The organism is Delftia sp. CH05, assembly GCF_009827015.1.
GTDB lineage: Bacteria > Pseudomonadota > Gammaproteobacteria > Burkholderiales > Burkholderiaceae_C > Comamonas > Comamonas tsuruhatensis.
Genome location: NZ_WUMG01000006.1, coordinates 35,605 through 54,371, shown reverse-complemented (window position 1 = coordinate 54,371; position 18,767 = coordinate 35,605). Strand labels below are relative to the sequence as shown.

Here is an 18,767-nt window from a genome sequence, read left to right as displayed (position 1 = left end):
CCCCCTCCGGCTTTTTTCCGGCCCCTCGGCGTTTTGCGCTGGCGCTCATTGTCATGACCGAACACAACACACCATCTGCAGCGGACCAGACCGCTCCCCAGGACGAAAACCAACTCATCGCCGAGCGCCGCGAAAAACTCAAGGCCCTGCGCGAACAGGTGCGTGAACAGGGCGGCGTGGCCTTCCCCAACGACTTCAAGCCGGCCGACCGCGCCGAGGCCCTGCAGCAGGCCCATGCCGACAAGAGCGCCGAGCAGCTCGACGCCGAATCCGTGCAGGTCAGCCTGGGCGGCCGCATGATGCTCAAGCGCGTCATGGGCAAGGCCAGCTTCGCCACCATCCAGGACGGATCGCTGGGCCCCACGCACGGCCGCATCCAGCTGTACATCACGCGCGACACCGTGGGCGAGGAGGTCTATGCGGCCTTCAAGCGCTGGGACCTGGGCGACATCCTGGGCGCCGAAGGCACGCTGATGAAGACCAAGACCGGCGAGCTGTCGGTCAAGGTGCAGACGCTGCGCCTGCTCACCAAGAGCCTGCGCCCCATGCCTGACAAGTTCCACGGCATGGCCGATCTGGAGCAGAAGGTGCGCCAGCGCTACGTGGACCTGATGATGGACGAGCAGGCCCGCCGCCGCTTCATCGCGCGCAGCAAGGCCGTCTCGGGCATCCGCGAATTCATGGTGGAGCATGGCTTCCTGGAAGTGGAGACGCCCATGCTGCATCCCATTCCCGGCGGCGCCAACGCCAAGCCCTTCGTCACCCACCACAACGCGCTGGACCAGGAGATGTACCTGCGCATCGCGCCCGAGCTGTACCTCAAACGCCTGGTGGTCGGCGGCTTCGAGCGCGTGTTCGAGATCAATCGCAACTTCCGCAACGAAGGCATCTCGGTGCGCCACAACCCCGAGTTCACCATGATGGAGTTCTACGCGGCCTACTGGAACTACCGCGACCTGATGGACTACACCGAGGCACTGGTGCGCGACGCCGCGCAAAAGGCCGTGGGCACGCTGCAGCTGACCTACGGCGGCAAGCCCGTGGACCTGTCCCAGCCCTTCCAGCGCCTGACCATTCCCGAAGCCATCGTCAAGTTCACCGAAGCCGGTGACAAGGTGGCCGACCGCGAATGGCTGACCAATGCCCTGCGCAAGCTGGGCATGACGGAAGAAAAGGACCGCCTGTCCACCCGTACCCTGGCCAGCCTGCAGGTGCTGTACTTCGAGGAAGTGGTCGAGGAAAAGCTCTGGCAGCCCACCTTCATCATGGAGCACCCCACCGAGATCTCGCCGCTGGCACGCGCCAATGACGAGCGCCCCGAAGTCACCGAGCGCTTCGAGCTGTACATCACGGGCCGTGAATTCGGCAACGGCTTCTCCGAACTCAACGACGCCGAGGACCAGGCCGCGCGCTTCAACGCCCAGGTCCAGGCCAAGGACGGCGGCGACGACGAAGCCATGTACTTCGACCACGACTTCGTGCGTGCCCTCGAGTACGGCATGCCCCCCACGGGCGGCTGCGGCATCGGCATCGACCGCCTGATGATGCTGCTGACCGACAGCGCTAGCATCCGCGACGTGATCCTGTTCCCCGCCCTGCGCCGCGAACAGTAACCCCCCGGCATCCAGCGCCTGCGCGCATGGCCAACTGAAGCCGCCTGCGTTCCCTTGGGAGCCAGGCGGCTTTTCCCTATACTGGCTCGCCATGCACATCCCCACCTACTGGGCGCAGGCGCGCCTGCGGCATGAAAGCCGCCCCACCCACGGCATCACCGTCCAGCGCTGGGGATGGTCCGACACCAGCCAGGAGGCTGCCCAGGCCCACGCCCAGGAGCGTGCCGCCAAGGCCCTGCAAGACGCCCGCAATGCGGCGCTGCCCCCAGGCGAGCCGCGCATGGAATGGAAGAACGAGTACGCGCTCGACGGCTTCAGCACCCCCATACGCGAAGAGGTCCTGCAGCGGCGCGACGGCACGGTAATGACACGCAACAGCTACGGCGCCCACTGCCTGAACACCGAGCGCGTGGCCATCGCCGATATCGACCTGCCCGAGCCGCCCAGCGCTGTGCGCTTTCCCGTCGTGACCCTGCTTTTGCTGGCTTCGGCCGCCACCTGGCTGGCCCGGCTGGCACCGCACAAGAACAATTCGAGGATGGTGGCCACGGCGCTGGTCGTGCTGCTGCTGTTCCTGGCCATGCGGCGCGTGCAGCGCTGGTGGGAGGCGCGGCAGGCGCGCCGGCGCGCGGCCACGGACTCGCCGTCCGCACGCGCCATGGAGCGCGTACAGGCCTTCCACCAAAGCCATGCCGACTGGGGGCTGCGCGTCTATGAAACGCCCAAGGGCCTGCGTGTCATCGTCACGCATACCGATTTCGCACCCGACGACCCTGCCGTCGCGCAGTTGTTCGACGCCTTGCAGGTGGACCCGCTCTATGCCCTGCTGTGCGAGCGCCAGCAGTGCTTTCGCGCCCGCGTATCGGGCAAGCCCTGGCGCATGGGCCTGACCGGACTGTCCACCTCGCTGCGCCGCTGGCCCCAGCCCGAGCAGACGCGGCAAGAGCGCCGCCAGTGGGCGCTTGCCTATGACGAAAAAGCCCAGGGCTTTGCAGCTTGCAGGCTACTGCAGCAACTGGGCAACCCACGCCTGTGTGCGGCCGCCGACGCCTTCGTGCAATGGCACGACGAAGCCAGCCGGGCCCGCACGGACCTGCCCCTGGCCTGAAGAAAGCCGGGCATCCACAATCGCACACGAATACAACGACCGACTTACACTGGCGCCACCCCCATGCCGCGTACTGCGCAGCCCCCTGACCCATTTCTGGTCTCACAACCCTGAAGGCCATGCCCGCTGCCCCACCACCTTCGCCCACCGACAGCACCGACTCTCCCGCCATCGAGCCCACCGGAGCGCGCTTCGCCAAGCCGACGGACGAGGCATCGCCGTTTTGCGTGCTGGTCGTGGAAGACCAGGCCTCGGTACGCACCAGTCTGGTCAGCGAGCTGCTGCATGCCGGCGTGACCCGCGTGCTGGAGGCTGCCGATGGCCCCAGCGCCCTGGCACTGTTCCGCGAGCAGCGCCCCGACCTCGTGCTGCTCGACATCCGTCTGCCGGGCGAGGACGGCTACTGGGTGGCCCGCCAGCTGCGCGAGGCCGAGCCCGGCGAGTGGACGCCCGTCATCTTCCTGTCCGGACTGGACAATGACCTGGACGTGTGGCGCGGCATCGAGGCCGGAGGCGACGACTACCTGGTCAAGCCCGTCAAGCCCATCGTGCTCGTGGCCAAGCTGCGCGCCATGCGCCGCCTGCTGGACATGCGCCGGCGCCTGGTATCGCTGTCGGCCGAGCTGCATGAGGCCAACCAGAAGCTCAACGAAATGGTCGAGCTCGACCAGCTCACGGGCCTGGTCAACCGCCGAGGCTTCGACCGCATCCTGCATGCCGAGATCGCCTCGGCCCGCCGCGAGGGCCAGCCGCTGACGCTGATGCTCTGCGACCTGGACCATTTCAAGCGCTACAACGACACCTATGGCCATGTGCATGGCGATGAATGCCTGAAACAGATAGGACGCCTGCTGCGCGAGGTCTGCGTGCGCCCGCGTGACGTGGCGGCGCGCTATGGCGGCGAGGAATTCGCGCTCATCCTGCCGCGCACGCCACGCTCGGGGGCCATGACGTTCGCGCGTGCCGTGGGCCAGATGCTGCGCGTGCTGCGCATACGCCACCCCGACTCACCCCATGAATCGGGCCTCACGCTGTCGGGCGGCATCACCACCTGCGTCCCCGACGAATACACCAGCGCCGAAGCCATGCTCATGCGTGCCGACCAGGCTCTGTACGCGGCCAAGGCGCAGGGGCGCGACCGCTTCTTCAGCTTCGAGATGCAGATGGACACGGTGGAGCAGCGCCGCACCTGACTGCCGGGCCTTGCGCCTGCGCTTACGATCGCAGCTCAATGCCGGGCGCGCGCAAGCCGCGCATCCGGGTCCCGAAAGCGGATTCCTGTTTCCTGAATGTTTGAAGTTATGCGTCGTTTTCAAGCGCACCTGCCCACCTGGATGCAGGATTGGCTGGAGTTCATCATCCCCGGTGCCCAGATCCTGCTGATCATCGGCGCGGCCTGGCTGCTCAATCGCCTGGTTCGCCGGCTGATCGCACGCGCGGGCCGGCACTACGGCCTGCCGCCGGAGCTGCTGGTGCCGCTGCGCGGCGTGTTCCGCTGGATTCTGATTGCCGCCACCGTGCCGCTGGTACTGGAGCGCCTGGGCGTCTCGGCCACCGTGCTGTGGACGGCCTTCACCGGCTTTGCCACCGTGGGCGCCGTGGCCTTCTTTGCGGCCTGGAGCGTGCTGTCCAATCTGTTCTGCGCCCTGCTCATCGTCATCGTCGGGCCCTTTCGCCTGGGCGACTACATCGAGGTGCTGGACACGGCCGAAAAGCCCGGTGCCAAGGGCCGCGTGATCGACATCAACATGCTCTACACCACCTTGCAGGATGCCCATGCGCCCGATGGCTCGCCCAATCTGCTGCAGATCCCCAACTCGCTGATCTTCCAGCGCGTGGTCCGGCGCTGGAAGGGGGGCCTGGGCGCGGATGGCGAGCATGCCAGCCATGGCGAGGAGGAGCGCGCCATCCGGCTGACCACGCCGCATGATGCCCAGCCCTCGCAGCCTCCCATGCACACGACCAACTAAGGCCGGCACCCCATGAAAAAAGCCGCCGCCCGGCAAAGGGACGGCGGCTTTGTCATTGGGCAGCGCCTCAGGGCTTGCGCGGCCGGACCTTGCTGGCGGCCAGCTTGGCGTTGGTGCGCGCCTGCTCCACATCCTGGGCGCGCGCCAGGGCCACGCCCATGCGGCGCTTGACGAAGCTCTCTGGCTTGCCAAACAGGCGCAAGTCCGTGCCCGGCACGGCCAGGGCCTCGTCCACGCCGTCGAACACCAGGCCTTCGGCATCCTGCCCGCCATAGATCACGGCGCTGGCGCCGGGGTTGCGCAGCGAGGCATCCACGGGCAGGCCCAGAATGGCGCGCGCATGCAGCTCGAATTCGCTTTGCCACTGCGTGGCCAGCGTGACCAGCCCCGTGTCGTGCGGGCGTGGCGAGACTTCGCTGAACCAGACCTGCTCGCCCTTGACGAACAGCTCCACGCCAAACAGGCCCAGGCCGCCCAGGTCATCGGTCACCGCCTTGGCGATGTCGCGCGACTTCTGCAGCGCCGCCGGGTGCATGGGATGGGGCTGCCAGCTTTCCACATAGTCGCCGGACTGCTGGATGTGGCCGATGGGATCGCAGAAATGCGTCTGCACCTGGCCGTCCGCACCCTTGGCGCGCACCGTGAGCTGGGTGATTTCGTAGTCGAAGTCGATGAAGCCTTCGACGATCACACGGCCATGGCTCACGCGGCCGCCGGCCATGGCGTAGTCCCAGGCCTTGGCCACGTCGTCCGGGCCGTCCAGCTTGCTCTGGCCCTTGCCCGAGCTGCTCATCACGGGCTTGACCACGCAGGGAAAGCCGATGGCGGGCTGGCCATCCGTGCCGTCGATGGCAGCCTGCAGTTCCTGCTGCGAATCACAGAAGCGGTAAGGGCTGGTGGCCAGGCCCAGCGTCTCGGCGGCCAGGCGGCGAATGCCTTCGCGGTCCATGGTCAGGCGCGCGGCGCGGGCCGTGGGGATCACGGTGACCACGCCTGCCGCCTCCAGCTCTTCGAGCATGGGCGTGGCAATGGCCTCGATCTCGGGCACGACCAGGTCGGGTTTCTCGGCCTCGATCAAGGCCTTGAGCTGGGCCGGATCGCTCATGGTGATGGTGCGTGCGTGGTGGGCCACCTGCTGACCGGGCGCGTTCTCGTAACGGTCCACGGCAATGGTTTCCACGCCCAGGCGCTGCAGCGCGATCAGCACTTCCTTGCCGAGTTCGCCGCTGCCCAGCAGCATGACTTTGGTGGCATGGGGGGAGTAAGGGGTTCCAAGGGTGGTCATCTGCGCGTCCGGTGAGCCAGGCAGAGCCTGGGCAAGATAAGAAAGAGAGGGAGGCAGGCCTGCACGGCCCGCCGCAGCCCCCGATCATAGGATGCCGACACAGGCGCCGCCTACAAACCCAGCGCCTGCGCGAGGTTGCACCGCGCCCGCGCCTCCAGCCGTTGCCGGAACCAGTCGGTGCAGTAGATGGCCTCGCGCTGCATGAAGCCCAGCAACACCTCGCGGCGCCTGGCGCGGTACAGCGGCAAGGGCACCCATTCGTACTCGGCCCGCACCTGTACCTCGTACTCGGCAAACCGCAGAGGGTCGGCCGCGAGAATGCCCAGGTCGGCATCCACCAGCAGTTGGGCGTCGATCCCGGACGGCTGTGCCGCGTGGCAGGTCGCCATGATCAGGCCGTGCACGCGCCCGGCCACCTCCGCCGGCAGACCCTGCCCGCGCACCACGGCCACGGCCCAGTCGGCGCTGCGCGCCTCGTTGTCCTTGGCCTGGGTTTCGTAGACGGCATCATGGAACCACAGCGCCAGCGCCACCTCGCCGGGGTGCGCGGCCAGGCCCAGCGCCGGCTGCAGCAGGCCCAGGGCCTCCCCCAGGTGCTGCAGCGTGTGGTAGTGGCGCTGGGGCTCGCTGTAGCTTTGCAGCAGCTCGGCCAGCACAGGCTGCGGCGCGCTGGCGCCCAGTGCGGACCAGGCATGCTGCCAAGATGCCTGCCAGGTCTGCAGCGATGCATCGTTTGCGCTGGGCATTTCGGCCCCTGGTCCAGCCTGGGTCATCGCCTGCTCCTTGGGTCTTCAGAAGATGCCGGGTGCCAGAGCCCGCAACGGCGCACCCGCCGGTGACAGCAGCCAGGCCAGCAGGCCGCAGTTGATCCCCACGGTGATCCAGAACACCAAACGGAACGAGGCCTTGCTGGACTTGTGCCGCAGCAGCCCTTGCGCGAGCAGCGCGCCAGGCCAGCCGCCCAGCAGCGCCAGCAGGTGCAGGCGGCCTTCGCTGGTACGCCAGCGGTCGTGCACGGCGGCGGACTTGTCGAATCCGTAGACCATGAAGGTCACCAGGCTTGCCGCCGCATACAGGCCGACCAGTGCCCAGGGCATGCGGCCAATCCAGGCAACGGCCATCAGCACGCAGAAGAAAGCAGCGGCCAGCCCCACTGCCACCTGGCCTCGCACAGTTGACTGAGGCCGCGAGGACATGCCGGCACGGCGTCGCCGCGCAGGCTGCGGATGGCCGCTCCTGGACTCGCCAATGAAGGCGACATCCTGGGCGCGCCATTTCCCCTGGGCGTTGCGGCCGGGCACGTAGCTGACGCGCTCGCCGCCCTCGGGCCTGCGGCGGCGGTCGGTGAAGGACTTGATGTGGACAAAGACCGGCGCCCCGCCGCCATCGGGCTCGATGAAGCCGAAGCCCTGATCGTCCTTCCAGCCGGTGATGCGCCCCTGTTGCCGCATGGCGGGCTCAGTGGCGGCCAGCGCGGCCAGCGGCGGCCGGCGACGCAGCAGGCTTGCGGGGCTCGCCCAGGCAAATGCCTATGTCGCGCGCCATGGTGAGCAGGCCGTGGTCCAGCGGCACGGTGCGCTGGGTGTTGGCCACGCGTGAGATTTCCACGCTGCCGATCTGCCCGCCCTGCAGCGTGACCATGCGCCCAAAGCCGCCGGACAGCACCAGCTGCGCCGCATGGTGGCCGTACTGGGTGGCCAGCACGCGGTCAAAGGGAGTGGGGTCGCCGCCGCGTTGCACATGGCCCAGCACCGTGGTGCGCACCTCGCTCCTGAGATGGGGCTGCAGGCGCTCGCGCAGCACATGGCCGACGCCGCCCAGGCGTACGGGGTCCGGGCTTTGCTCTATGCGCTCACGGACCGTGAGGCTGGCACCGCTTTCCTTGGCGCCCTCGCCGATGCAGATGATGGTGTAGCGCTGGCGCTGCTCGCGCATGCGGCAGAAATCCACGATGGCCTGCAGGTCGTAGTCGATCTCGGGCAGCAGGATGACGTCGGCCGCACCGGCAATGCCGGCCTCCAGCGCCAGCCATCCGGCATGGCGCCCCATGGTCTCGACGATCATCACGCGGTGGTGGCTGTTGGCTGTGCTCTCGATGCGGCGCAGCGCCTCGGTGGCCGTGGCCACGGCGGTGTCGAAACCAAAGCTGCGCTCGCAGTTGGCAATGTCGTTGTCGATGGTCTTGGGCACGCCCACGCAGGTCAGTCCCACCTGTTCGGCCAGGCCATGCGCCAGGCTCATGGTGCCGTCGCCGCCGATGGCCACCACCACGTCCAGTCCCAGCGCCCGGACATTGCGGCCCACATGCTCCAGCGTGGCCGCATCGCGCAGGGGGTTGGCGCTGTTGCTGGTGCCCAGGATGGTGCCGCCCACATGCAGGATGCCCGAGACCTCGTCCCAGCCCAGGGGCTTGACGCCGGGCGGGTCGAGCATCAGGCCCTCGAAGCCGTCGGCAATGCCCAGCACCTCGCACTGGCCGTGGTTGATCAGGGACTTGGTGACCGCACGGATCACCGCATTCAGGCCGGGGCAGTCGCCACCTCCGGTCAGCACGCCAACGCGCATGGGAAAACTCTCCTGTGAAAACACTTGGCGTGCGCGTCCTCCATGGCCCGCACAGCCTTTGCAAAGCCCGCCAGCCCTCAGCCGGCCAGCCGCTGCGCTCGTCAATCCATCAAGGCAGCAGGTCCAGCGCCTGGAGGTAGGCCGGCTGGCGCATGAGATCGTCCCAGGGCTGGGGCACGGTCTCCGGCAGCAGGGCCAGGCGGCGCGATTCGCTGTCGGCATCGGGCTGCCAGCGGCCACTGCGCTGCGCGGCCTCCATGCCGGCCAGCAGCTCGTCCACATGCTCGCCCAGGCCCAGGCTCTGGTTGCACAGCAGCACCATGTCGCAGCCGGCCTCCAGCGCGGCCAGGGCTGCGTCGGTGTAGCCGATGAGTTGCCCGTCGATGCGGCGCGCGCCCTCCATGCTCAGGTCGTCGCTGAAGATGGCGCCGTCGTAGCGCAGGCGGCTGCGCAGGATGTCCTTGAGCCACTTGGCGGAAAAACCGGCCGGGCGCCTGTCGACCTTGGGGTAGATCACGTGGGCCGGCATCACGGCCGTGAGCACGCTGGACAGCCAGGGATAGGGCGCGGCATCCTCGCCCAGGATGGCGGTGAGGCTGCGGCCATCGACCGGAATGTCCACATGCGAATCGGCCTTGACGAAGCCGTGGCCGGGAAAGTGCTTGCCGCAGTTGCCCATGCCGGCCTGCAGCAGGCCGTGCATGAGGCTGCGGGCCAGCGCCGCCACCACGCGCGGGTCGCGGTGGAAGCTGCGGTCGCCGATGACGCTGCTGGCACCATAGTCAAGGTCCAGCACCGGGGTAAAGCTGAAATCCACGCCGCAGGCGCGCAGTTCGGTGCCCAGCACGTAGCCGGCCGCCGTGGCGGCGTTCATGGCAGCCAGGGCGCCGCTGCCTTCGCGCTGCCTGCTGCCCTTGCCGTCGTCCATCCACATCTGGCCGAAGGCGCGCATGGGCGGCAGATGCGTGAATCCGTCGGCACGAAAACGCTGCACGCGCCCGCCCTCGTGGTCCACGCAGATCAGCAGGTCGGCTTTGACGCCCTTGATATCGGCGCACAGCTGCACCAGTTGCTCGCGGCTTTCCCAGTTGCGGGCGAAGAGGATGATGCCGCCGACCAGCGGATGCGCCAGGCGCCGGCGGTCCGCGTCGGTGAGCGCCTTGCCGGCGATGTCGATGATCAGGGGTCCGTGCTCGGTCATGCTATGAATCCTGTGGAGTCAAAAAAGCCAGCGCTGCGCCGGCCGGGTGTCAGGCGCGGCGCTCGACCACGCAGAAGCTGGCCGCGTAGTCGCTCTCGTCGGTCACGGACAGGTGAACCTGCAGGTTCCGTGCCTCGAACCATTCCTTGAGCGCGCCGTGCAGCACGATGGCTGGCTGGCCACTGGGCAGCTTGACGACCTCGCAGCTGCGCCAGGTCATGGGCATGACCATGCCCATGCCTATGGCCTTGGAAAAGGCCTCCTTGGCGGAAAAGCGCGTGGCGACGAAGCGGATGCCGCGCTCGGGCCAGCGCGCGCGGCGGGCTCGCCAGGTGGACAGTTCGCCTTCGGCCAGCACCTTCTCGGCGAAACGGTCGCCATGGCGCTCCAGGCTGGCGCGGATGCGGCGCACGTCGCAGATGTCGGTACCGATGCCGTAGATCATGGATTCGCTCCGCGAAAGCTTCAGGCGCGCGCCGCCATGCCCTGGTCTATGCACTGCTGGTAGGCGCGCACGGTTTGGGCGTAGCCCAGCTCCAGCGCGTCGGCGATCAGCGCATGGCCGATGGAGACTTCGAGCAGGCCCGGCACGCGCGCCACGAAGGCGGCCAGGTTGTCGCGGCTGAGGTCATGGCCGGCATTGATGCCCAGCCCGGCGTCCAGCGCAGCCTGGGCCGCCGCCGCGTAGGCCTGCAGTTGAACTTCCTGGTCTGCCGTGCCCCAGGCGGCCGCATAGGGCTCGGTGTACAGCTCGACCCGGTCGGCGCCCGCGGCGCGCGCAGCGGCCATCTGTGCGGGAACCGGGTCCATGAACAGGCTGACGCGCACGCCGAGTTGGCGGCATTCGGCGATCAGCGGCTTCAGGCGCTCGGCGTCCTGCGGGAAGTTCCAGCCATGGTCGCTGGTGAATTGGTCCTCGCTGTCGGGCACGAAGGTGGCCTGGTGCGGGCGCGTGGCCCGGATGAAGTCCATCAGGTTCTGCGTCGGGTTGCCCTCGATGTTGAACTCCGCCTGCGGCCACTGCTTCATCAGCGCATGCAGTTCATAGACATCTTCGCTGCGGATATGGCGCTGGTCGGGACGCGGATGGATGGTGATGCCCTGGGCACCGGCCTCCAGGCAGATGCGCGCGGCGCGCGTCACGCTGGGAATGCCCAGATGGCGCGTGTTGCGCAGCAGCGCAACCTTGTTGACATTGACCGACAGCGCCGTGCGCTGCGAAGCGTGGGAAAGATTCATAGCGATTGCAGATCCATCATCAGCTGGCGGGTGCGCAGCATGGGACTGCCGCAATGGTATTGCAGCAAGGCCCTCAGTTGGGGCTTGAGGGCCAGCGCCGCCTCGGGCTGGGCCACCACATGCAGTGTGGCGTTGAAGGCCTGCCGTGCCTGCAGCGCGCTTTCAATGGCCTGCCATTGCGCAGCGCCCAGCACGGCGCGCTCGCCCTGCAGCGCCGGGCGCAGGCCGCCTTCGGCCACCAGCGCATAGCGACGCCCCTCGGCCAGCGGAGCCAGCGTGGCGCTTTCCTCATTCAAGGCAGGCAGATGGCCCAGTTCGCGCAGCAGCAGCAGCTCGAAGGTGCGCAGCACGGGCTCGATGGCATCGCCATGCTGGCCTGCCAGCACGCGCACCACGCCGGCATAGATGTCGAACAGCGCCGCGTAGGGATCGTCGCGCGCCAGCAGGCGCATCAGCAGCTCGTTGAGGTACAGGCCCGACAGCAGGGCGTCACCCTGGGGCATGACATGCCCGCCCACCCACTCTGCGCCCTTGAGGGTATGGATCTCGCCATTGCCCTCGCCGCCCAGGCTGTAGCTCAGGCTCAGCGGCTGCAGCGGCAGCAGCACGGGGCGAAAGTTCGAGGTCGGCCGCTTGACGCCCTTGGCCGCCAGCGCCACGCGGCCCCGGTGACGCGTGAAGACCTCAAGGATCAGGCTGGACTCGCTCCAGTCGTAGCTGTGCAGGACGAAGGCCGGCTCGTCCGAGACACGCTTGGCGCTAGCCATGGACGCAGGGCCTTGCGGTAAGGGTGCTCACTCGTAGCCGAACGAACGCACGCGGGCTTCGTCGTCGGCCCAGCCGGAGCGGACCTTGACCCAGACTTCGAGGAAGACCTTGGCATCCATGAGCTTCTCCAGCTCCTGGCGCGCCTCGGTGCTGATGCGCTTGAGGCGCTCGCCCTTCTCTCCGATGATCATGGCCTTGTGGCCGTCGCGCTCGACCACGATGGTGGCCGCCACGCGGATGAAACGCTTGTGCTGCTTGCTGGCCTCTTCCTCGAACTTGTCGATGACCACCGTGGAGGTGTAGGGCAGCTCGTCGCCCGTGAATCGGAACAGCTTCTCGCGCACGGTCTCCGAGGCGAGGAACTTCTCGCTGCGGTCGGTCAGCTCGTCGGCGGCGTACATCCAGTCCTGCTCGGGCAGGTACTTCTCGCAGATGCCGAACAGGCGCTCGATGTCTCCCTTGTTCTTGGCCGACATGGGCACGAACTCGGCGAACGGATGGCGCTCCTGCATGCCCTTGAGCCAGGGGGCGATCTCGGCACGGCGGCCCACGGTGTCCAGCTTGTTGGCGATCAGCAGCGTGGGGATGCCAGGCTTGAACAGCGACAGCACCTTGGCATCGGCCAGCGTGAACTGGCCGGCTTCCACGACGAACAGGATCAGGTCCACGTCGCCGATGGCGCCCATCACGGTCTTGTTGAGCGACTTGTTCAGTGCCGTGCTGTGCTTGGTCTGGAAACCCGGCGTATCGACAAAGATGAATTGCGTCGCGGCGCGCGTGCGAATGCCCGTGATGCGGTGGCGCGTGGTCTGCGCCTTGCGCGAGGTGATGCTGATCTTCTGGCCCACCAGCGCATTCATCAGCGTGGACTTGCCCACATTGGGCTTGCCGACGATGGCGATCAGGCCGCAGCGCTGCGGGCCGGTCGGCACCTCGGGTGCCGGGGTGTCATCAGCAGCGGATGCCGTGCGAGCTGCGCCAGCGCCGGGCTTGGCCGCAGCCAGCAGGGCATCGAGTTCGGCGGCGGTCTGTGCCGGCGCCGGGGGTTTGTCTTGGTTCATGCGTGTCTTGCTTTCAATAGTTCCAGCATGGCTGTGGCAGCCGTCTGCTCGGCGGCCCTGCGCGAGGCACCCGTTCCCCGGGCCTGCAGTTGCAACTCGGCAATCGCGCAGGCCACCTCGAAGGTCTGGCGATGGGCGGCGCCCGTGGTGGCAACCACTTCGTACTGCGGCAGCTTCATGCGCCGCCCCTGCAGCCATTCCTGCAGGGCCGTCTTCGCATCCTTTTCGGCTGCGCGCATGTGGGGGTTGATGTCCACGCCCTCGAAGAGATGGTGTACCACCTTCTCGCCCGCAGCGTAGCCGGCGTCCAGATACACTGCGCCGATCAGGGCCTCGACCGCATCGGCCAGGATGGAGGGGCGTTGCTTGCCGCCCGACTTGGATTCGCCTTCGCCCAGGCGCAGCAGATCGGGCAACTGCAGCCTCAGCGCGATCTGGTGCAGCGTGCCTTCCTTGACCAGGTTGGCGCGCACGCGGGACAGATCGCCCTCGGGCATGGAACTGAGCCGCTGGTAGAGCAGGCTGGAAATGGCAAGATTCAGCACCGAGTCGCCGAGGAATTCCAGGCGCTCGTTGTTGTCTGCCGAGAAGCTGCGGTGCGTGACGGCACGCTGCAGCAATGCAGGCTCGGCAAATTGATGCTGCAGCCTCAGCTGCAGCGCATTCAGTAAGGGAGGCACCTATTGGGTCTGCTTCTTAAAACGGTAAGTCAGGTAGGCGGGGCCCACGAGATGGATCTCGCGCGAATATTCGAACCCCACCACCACACGGTCATTGATTTTGGTCACCTCGAGGTCTGCGCCCTTCACGGATGTGAAGTCATCAATGGCGGCGGAACGCTCGAAGCTGGCCTTGACCTCGGCCACGGAATTGCCTTCGCGGGCCGCCTTGTTGGCGGCCTTGACGATGGCCTGGTACTCCAGGAAGACCGGCACTGATTGTGCGCCCACGGCCACCACACCCACGCCCAGGGCAATCACAAACACCAGTCCCAGAAAGGACAGACCGCGCTGGCGCGAACGCCGGTTGTTCGATGTCAACATGCTTTTTCCTCCTCCGATGTGAATCCCTCGCGCATGCCTGGGGGCATCTGGCCCTCAGGCATGCATGTGATCAATGGAAGCCGCCGATGCGCTTGAAATCCCCGAAGTTCATCCAGACGAAGAAGGCCCGGCCAACGATGTTCTTGTCGGGCACAAAGCCCCAGTATCGGGAATCCAGCGAATTGTCGCGGTTGTCTCCCATCATGAAGTACTGGCCCTCGGGCACCTTGCAGGTGATGCCTTCGACGCTGTAGCGGCAGTTCTCGCGGAACTCGAAGCCGCTGGCACCATGGATGAATGCGGGCACGTCCTGGTTCACGATCATGCGGTGCGGCTTGTAGCCCAGCGACTCCTCGTACTGCTTGAAGTAGCGCATCGCGTCCTTGTCGAAGAAGTCCGGCAGTTCGCTGACCGGGACTTCCTTGCCATTGACCGTCAGCCGCTTGTTCAGATAGGAGATCTCGTCACCCGGCAGGCCCACCACGCGCTTGATGTAGTCCAGGCTGGGTTGCGGAGGATAGCGGAACACCACCACATCGCCGCGCTGCAGCGGCTGGCCCTGGGTGATCTTGGTGTTGATCACCGGCAGCCGCACGCCGTAGGTGAACTTGTTCACCAGGATCAGGTCGCCCACGAGCAGCGTGGGAATCATGGAGCCCGAGGGAATCTTGAACGGCTCGAACAGGAACGAGCGCAGGACAAAGACGATGGCGATCACGGGGAACAGGCCCGCGGTCCAGTCCAGCCACCAGGGCTGCATGAGGATGCGGCCCTTGGCCTCTTCCGACACCTCGATGTCGGTCTTGGCGATGCCCATGCGGTCGAGTTCTGCGCGGCGCGCCACGGCAGCCTCCTCGATGGCCACGGCGGCGCGGCGGCGGCGGGGCAGGAAATACAGCCGTTCGGCCACCCAGTACAGGCCCGTGACCACGGTGGCCAGGAACAGCAGCAACGCGAAGTTGCCCTCGATGAAGCCCGTGTACCAGGCGCCGATATAGCCCACGAAAGCCGCCAGCACGACGGCCGTAATCCATTGCATGGCTTGCATCAATCCTCCACTTGCAAGATGGCCAGGAAGGCCTCCTGAGGCACTTCCACCGAACCGATCTGCTTCATGCGCTTCTTGCCGGCCTTTTGCTTCTCCAGCAGCTTGCGCTTGCGGGTGATGTCGCCGCCATAGCACTTGGCCAGCACGTTCTTGCGCATGGCCTTGACGGTTTCCCGAGCAATGATGTTGGCGCCGATGGCGGCCTGGATGGCCACGTCGAACATCTGGCGGCTGATGATCTCGCGCATCTTCGCCACCACGGCCCGGCCGCGGTACGTGGCCTGGGAGCGGTGCACGATGATGGACAGCGCATCGACCTTCTCGCCGTTGAGCAGGATGTCCACCTTGACCACGTCGGAGGCGCGGTACTCCTTGAACTCGTAGTCCATGGAGGCATAGCCGCGTGAGACCGACTTGAGCTTGTCGAAGAAGTCCAGCACGATCTCGCCCAGCGGCATCTCATAGGTGAGCATCACCTGGCGACCGTGGTACTGCATGTTGATCTGCACGCCGCGCTTCTGGTTGGCCAGCGTCATCACCGGACCCACATAGTCCTGCGGCATGTACAGGTGCACGGTCACGATGGGCTCGCGCACCTCCTCGATACGGCCGGCATCGGGCATCTTGGACGGGTTCTCGACCTGGATGACCTCGCCATCGCCCTTGACCACTTCGTAGACCACGCTGGGCGCGGTGGTGATCAGATCCTGGTCGAATTCGCGCTCCAGGCGCTCCTGCACGATTTCCATGTGCAGCAGGCCCAGGAAGCCGCAGCGAAAGCCGAAGCCCAGCGCCTGCGAGACTTCAGGCTCGAACTGCAGGGACGAATCGTTGAGCTGCAGCTTTTCCAGCGCATCGCGCAGCTGGTCATATTCGCTGGCTTCGGTGGGGTACAGACCCGCGAACACCTGGGGCTTGATTTCCTTGAAGCCGGGCAGGGCCTCGGTGGCAGGGCCCAGATTGTTGGGAAGCTTCTTTTCCAGCGTGATGGTGTCGCCCACCTTGGCTGCCTTGAGTTCCTTGATGCCGGCGATGATGTAACCCACCTCGCCGGCGCGCAGCGCGTCGCGCGGCACGTCGGCCGGAGTGAACACGCCAAGGTTGTTGGCTTCGTAGGCAGCGCCCGAAGCCATCATCTTGAAGCGCTCGCCACGCTTGAGTTCACCATCGACCACGCGCACCAGCATCACGACGCCCACGTAAGTGTCGAACCAGCTGTCGATGATCATGGCGCGCAGTTGGCCATTGGGATTGCCCTTGGGCGGCGGCACCTTGGCAACCACGGCCTCCAGGATCTCGTCGATGCCCATGCCGGTCTTGGCCGAGCAGGGAATGGCATCGCTGGCATCGATGCCGATGACGTCCTCGATCTCGGCCTTGGCGTTGTCGGGGTCGGCCTGCGGCAGATCCATCTTGTTGAGAACGGCCGTCACTTCCACGCCGAGATCCAGCGCGGTATAGCAGTTGGCCACGGTCTGTGCCTCTACGCCCTGAGAGGCGTCCACCACCAGCAGCGCTCCCTCGCAGGCCGACAGGGAACGCGAGACTTCGTACGAGAAGTCCACGTGGCCGGGCGTGTCGATGAGGTTGAGGTTGTAGACCTGACCATCCTTGGCCTTGTACTGCAGGGCAGCCGTCTGCGCCTTGATGGTGATGCCGCGCTCTTTCTCGATATCCATCGAGTCCAGCACCTGGGCTTCCATGTCACGGTCAGCCAGGCCTCCGCAACGCTGGATCAGGCGGTCGGCCAGCGTCGACTTGCCATGGTCGATGTGCGCAATGATGGAAAAATTTCTGATGTGGTTCATCAACGAGAAGGACTGCTAGTGAAAGTGGAAAACGACAGGGTCGGCGCGCAAGAAAAAAGGGCGCGTCCATGAACGACGCGCCCCGAACCAACAATCTCTGGCAACTGCGATAGTTGGGACTTTATTGTAGGCAAAAAGGGCTGGAAACCAAGCCCTGACAAGGCCTGCAAAGCTCCGGGCTTGATCTGTCACAATTATTTATCAACAGTTTATCAACAGACCCGACAAGCCATTTCTAGCCCGTCGATCACCGGATTGTTGCGGTGCTTTTGCACCGCAACAATCCTCTTTGAAAACAGGTTTCTGACGCCTTGAGCCGTCACGCTTTGGTGGGGCATTTTACCCAATGCCCCAAGGGGCATGGGCAGGCCTTGATCCGGATTCCGAGGGTATTCCCCAGTACCCCGAAAAACCGGCCTGCCCCAGCCCCTCAACGGGCAGGACGGATGAGCACGTACTGTGCCCATTCGCCGCGGCGCACCAGAAGGTTCACCGGCTTGCTCTTGTCCACCTTGGCCAGCGTGGCCTCGAAGCTCTTGAGCCCCGTGATCTCGACATTGGCCAGTTGCAGGATCACATCACCTTCGCGCAGGCCTGCGCGTGCTGCCGCCTCGACAGCGGCCGTCACGCGGACACCGCCCTTGATGCCCAATTCCCTTTTCTGGGCATCCGTGAGTTCGGCCAGCGTCAGGCCCAGCGACTGGGAGACCAGGGTGCTGCCCTTGCCTGCAGCCTTTGCCTGGGGAGCGCCATCGGGCTCGACTTCGGCGATCACCATGGTCAGATCCTTGGCGGCTCCGCGGCGGAATACGGTGATGGTGCTGCGCGTTCCGGGCTTGGTGTTGCCCACCAGACGCGGCAGGTCGGCGACCTTCTCAATGGCCTTCCCATCGAACTTGATGATCACATCACCCGCCTCGACGCCAGCCTTGGCGGCTGGGGAATCGGGTTCCACGGCAGAGACCAGCGCACCCTGAGCCTTGCCCAGGCCGATGGATTCGGCAATGTCCTTGGTGACCTGCCCGATTTGCACGCCGATGCGCCCTCGCGTGACCTTGCCGGTGGCGCGCAGCTGGTCGCTGACGCGCACGGCCTCGTCGATCGGAATCGCGAAGCTGATTCCCATGAAACCGCCGGAACGCGAATAGATCTGGCTGTTGATGCCCACGACCTCGCCGCGCATGTTCAGCAACGGGCCGCCCGAGTTGCCGGGATTGATGGCCACATCGGTCTGGATGAAGGGCAGATAGTCTCCCGTGTCGCGCTGCTTGGCGCTGACGATGCCTGCGGTGACCGAGTTGTCGAGGCCGAAGGGCGATCCGATGGCCATCACCCACTCACCGACCTTGAGACGGTTCACGTCGCCGATCTTCACGGCGGGCAGTCCGGTGGCATCGATCTTGACCACAGCCACGTCGGTGCGCTTGTCGCTGCCCACGATCTTGGCCTTGAACTCACGCTTGTCGGTCAGCGTGACGATGACCTCGTCAGCACCTTCGACCACGTGGGCATTGGTCATCACAAAGCCGTCCGCCGTCAGGATGAAGCCCGACCCCACGCCACGCGGCTGTTCCTCGTCAGGCTGTGAACGCGGCTGGGGGCGTTGGCGCGGCACATTGGGCACGGGCAGGCCGAAGCGGCGGAAGAACTCGAGCATGTCCTCATCCATGCCCAGCGCCTCGGCAGAGTTGGCCGACGCCTTCTCCAACGTGCGGATGTTGACCACGGAAGGCCCTACCTGCTCGACCAGGTCGGTGAAGTCCGGCAGACCCCGCACCACGGCACCGCTTTGCGCATGAGCGGCACTCACCGGCACCAGCATTGAGGCGCTGCCAGCAGCCAGCGCCAGAACGCCTGCCAGTGTGCAGGACTGCAGCGTCTTCCATCGAACTGTGGTCATGGTGATCCTTTCCTTCTCAATCATTGTGTTGCCCCCGTTCCCATTGCGCCCGGGCGGCCTGTTCAGATACGCGGTGCCGACTTGCATCTCGGACGAACGCCACATTCTGGCGCAGTCCCGGCATGCACCGGCCAGACGATGGCTCAGAAGCCTGAAAG

At 66.1% G+C, this 18,767-nt stretch carries 18 protein-coding genes; 4 read left to right on the top strand and 14 right to left on the bottom strand.

From position 1 onward, the window contains the following. Positions 1–53 precede the first annotated feature (53 nt). The 4 genes from lysS (at position 54) to GRX31_RS07620 (ending at position 4,691) form a co-directional block, all read left to right on the top strand. On the top strand, positions 54–1,613 hold the full coding sequence (gene lysS / locus GRX31_RS07635) for a lysine--tRNA ligase (RefSeq protein WP_016447774.1): 1,560 nt from the start codon (positions 54–56) through the stop codon (positions 1,611–1,613). 91 nt (positions 1,614–1,704) lie between these two features. Continuing rightward, positions 1,705–2,721 (top strand): hypothetical protein, encoded by a 1,017-nt coding sequence (locus GRX31_RS07630; protein ID WP_046239858.1) that lies wholly within the window; start codon positions 1,705–1,707, stop codon positions 2,719–2,721. 119 nt (positions 2,722–2,840) lie between these two features. Beyond that, complete coding sequence (locus tag GRX31_RS07625) at positions 2,841–3,914, top strand: GGDEF domain-containing response regulator (RefSeq protein ID WP_016447776.1); 1,074 nt, start codon at positions 2,841–2,843, stop codon at positions 3,912–3,914. A gap of 108 nt (positions 3,915–4,022) precedes the next feature. Further along, positions 4,023–4,691, top strand: coding sequence for a mechanosensitive ion channel family protein (locus GRX31_RS07620; protein WP_170962006.1), 669 nt, complete (start codon positions 4,023–4,025; stop codon positions 4,689–4,691). Positions 4,692–4,758: 67 nt separating this feature from the next. Here the strand turns inward: GRX31_RS07620 and purT are convergent, their stop codons facing one another. The 14 genes from purT to GRX31_RS07550 all read right to left on the bottom strand — a co-directional run bounded on the left by purT (position 4,759) and on the right by GRX31_RS07550 (position 18,609). Beyond that, positions 4,759–5,976, bottom strand: a complete 1,218-nt coding sequence (gene purT, locus GRX31_RS07615) for a formate-dependent phosphoribosylglycinamide formyltransferase (RefSeq protein ID WP_016451185.1) — start codon at positions 5,974–5,976, stop codon at positions 4,759–4,761. A 110-nt stretch (positions 5,977–6,086) separates the two neighbouring features. Continuing rightward, entirely contained in the window at positions 6,087–6,749 is a 663-nt protein-coding gene (locus GRX31_RS07610) for an HD domain-containing protein (RefSeq protein WP_160852077.1), read from the bottom strand. 18 nt (positions 6,750–6,767) lie between these two features. Next, positions 6,768–7,427, bottom strand: coding sequence for a DUF1294 domain-containing protein (locus tag GRX31_RS07605; RefSeq protein ID WP_160852075.1), 660 nt, complete (start codon positions 7,425–7,427; stop codon positions 6,768–6,770). A gap of 7 nt (positions 7,428–7,434) precedes the next feature. Next, on the bottom strand, positions 7,435–8,541 hold the full coding sequence (locus GRX31_RS07600; protein WP_160852073.1) for a 6-phosphofructokinase: 1,107 nt from the start codon (positions 8,539–8,541) through the stop codon (positions 7,435–7,437). A 109-nt stretch (positions 8,542–8,650) separates the two neighbouring features. Beyond that, positions 8,651–9,742 (bottom strand): beta-N-acetylhexosaminidase, encoded by a 1,092-nt coding sequence (gene nagZ, locus GRX31_RS07595; RefSeq protein WP_160852071.1) that lies wholly within the window; start codon positions 9,740–9,742, stop codon positions 8,651–8,653. A 49-nt stretch (positions 9,743–9,791) separates the two neighbouring features. Further along, on the bottom strand, positions 9,792–10,187 hold the full coding sequence (gene acpS, locus GRX31_RS07590; protein WP_016447783.1) for a holo-ACP synthase: 396 nt from the start codon (positions 10,185–10,187) through the stop codon (positions 9,792–9,794). A 20-nt stretch (positions 10,188–10,207) separates the two neighbouring features. Then, complete coding sequence (locus GRX31_RS07585) at positions 10,208–10,981, bottom strand: pyridoxine 5'-phosphate synthase (RefSeq protein WP_160852070.1); 774 nt, start codon at positions 10,979–10,981, stop codon at positions 10,208–10,210. After that, the gene (gene recO, locus GRX31_RS07580; protein WP_016451180.1) at positions 10,978–11,748 is read right to left on the bottom strand and encodes a DNA repair protein RecO; all 771 of its coding nucleotides are present in this window, start codon (positions 11,746–11,748) and stop codon (positions 10,978–10,980) included. Before recO ends, GRX31_RS07585 begins: the two co-directional genes overlap by 4 nt. A gap of 27 nt (positions 11,749–11,775) precedes the next feature. Continuing rightward, on the bottom strand, positions 11,776–12,810 hold the full coding sequence (gene era / locus GRX31_RS07575; RefSeq protein ID WP_016447786.1) for a GTPase Era: 1,035 nt from the start codon (positions 12,808–12,810) through the stop codon (positions 11,776–11,778). Next, positions 12,807–13,490, bottom strand: coding sequence for a ribonuclease III (gene rnc / locus GRX31_RS07570; protein WP_012207060.1), 684 nt, complete (start codon positions 13,488–13,490; stop codon positions 12,807–12,809). Before rnc ends, era begins: the two co-directional genes overlap by 4 nt. Beyond that, positions 13,491–13,853: a DUF4845 domain-containing protein gene (locus tag GRX31_RS07565; protein ID WP_016451179.1), complete on the bottom strand. Its 363-nt coding sequence runs from the start codon at positions 13,851–13,853 to the stop codon at positions 13,491–13,493. Positions 13,854–13,923: 70 nt separating this feature from the next. Then, a complete protein-coding gene (gene lepB / locus GRX31_RS07560) occupies positions 13,924–14,901 on the bottom strand; it encodes a signal peptidase I (RefSeq protein WP_160852068.1) in 978 nt (325 codons plus the stop codon). Next, on the bottom strand, positions 14,901–16,709 hold the full coding sequence (lepA, locus tag GRX31_RS07555; protein WP_016447789.1) for a translation elongation factor 4: 1,809 nt from the start codon (positions 16,707–16,709) through the stop codon (positions 14,901–14,903). The genes lepB and lepA overlap by 1 nt, the downstream gene beginning before the upstream one ends. 430 nt (positions 16,710–17,139) lie before the next feature. Continuing rightward, positions 17,140–18,609, bottom strand: a complete 1,470-nt coding sequence (locus tag GRX31_RS07550; protein WP_026062374.1) for a DegQ family serine endoprotease — start codon at positions 18,607–18,609, stop codon at positions 17,140–17,142. Between the last annotated feature and the right edge of the window lie 158 nt (positions 18,610–18,767).

Bases quoted from the DNA above. Each gene is read 5' to 3' on its own strand.
- lepB (WP_160852068.1), bottom strand. From the start codon at position 14,901: ATGCAAGCCATGCAATGGATTACGGCCGTCGTGCTGGCGGCTTTCGTG.
- era (WP_016447786.1), bottom strand. From the start codon at position 12,810: ATGAACCAAGACAAACCCCCGGCGCCGGCACAGACCGCCGCCGAACTC.
- GRX31_RS07620 (WP_170962006.1), top strand. From the start codon at position 4,023: ATGCGTCGTTTTCAAGCGCACCTGCCCACCTGGATGCAGGATTGGCTG.
- GRX31_RS07630 (WP_046239858.1), top strand. From the start codon at position 1,705: ATGCACATCCCCACCTACTGGGCGCAGGCGCGCCTGCGGCATGAAAGC.
- GRX31_RS07610 (WP_160852077.1), bottom strand. From the start codon at position 6,749: ATGACCCAGGCTGGACCAGGGGCCGAAATGCCCAGCGCAAACGATGCA.
- nagZ (WP_160852071.1), bottom strand. From the start codon at position 9,742: ATGACCGAGCACGGACCCCTGATCATCGACATCGCCGGCAAGGCGCTC.
- recO (WP_016451180.1), bottom strand. From the start codon at position 11,748: ATGGCTAGCGCCAAGCGTGTCTCGGACGAGCCGGCCTTCGTCCTGCAC.
- lepA (WP_016447789.1), bottom strand. From the start codon at position 16,709: ATGAACCACATCAGAAATTTTTCCATCATTGCGCACATCGACCATGGC.
- acpS (WP_016447783.1), bottom strand. From the start codon at position 10,187: ATGATCTACGGCATCGGTACCGACATCTGCGACGTGCGCCGCATCCGC.
- purT (WP_016451185.1), bottom strand. From the start codon at position 5,976: ATGACCACCCTTGGAACCCCTTACTCCCCCCATGCCACCAAAGTCATG.
- GRX31_RS07585 (WP_160852070.1), bottom strand. From the start codon at position 10,981: ATGAATCTTTCCCACGCTTCGCAGCGCACGGCGCTGTCGGTCAATGTC.
- GRX31_RS07550 (WP_026062374.1), bottom strand. From the start codon at position 18,609: ATGACCACAGTTCGATGGAAGACGCTGCAGTCCTGCACACTGGCAGGC.
- lysS (WP_016447774.1), top strand. From the start codon at position 54: ATGACCGAACACAACACACCATCTGCAGCGGACCAGACCGCTCCCCAG.
- GRX31_RS07600 (WP_160852073.1), bottom strand. From the start codon at position 8,541: ATGCGCGTTGGCGTGCTGACCGGAGGTGGCGACTGCCCCGGCCTGAAT.
- GRX31_RS07605 (WP_160852075.1), bottom strand. From the start codon at position 7,427: ATGCGGCAACAGGGGCGCATCACCGGCTGGAAGGACGATCAGGGCTTC.
- GRX31_RS07565 (WP_016451179.1), bottom strand. From the start codon at position 13,853: ATGTTGACATCGAACAACCGGCGTTCGCGCCAGCGCGGTCTGTCCTTT.
- GRX31_RS07625 (WP_016447776.1), top strand. From the start codon at position 2,841: ATGCCCGCTGCCCCACCACCTTCGCCCACCGACAGCACCGACTCTCCC.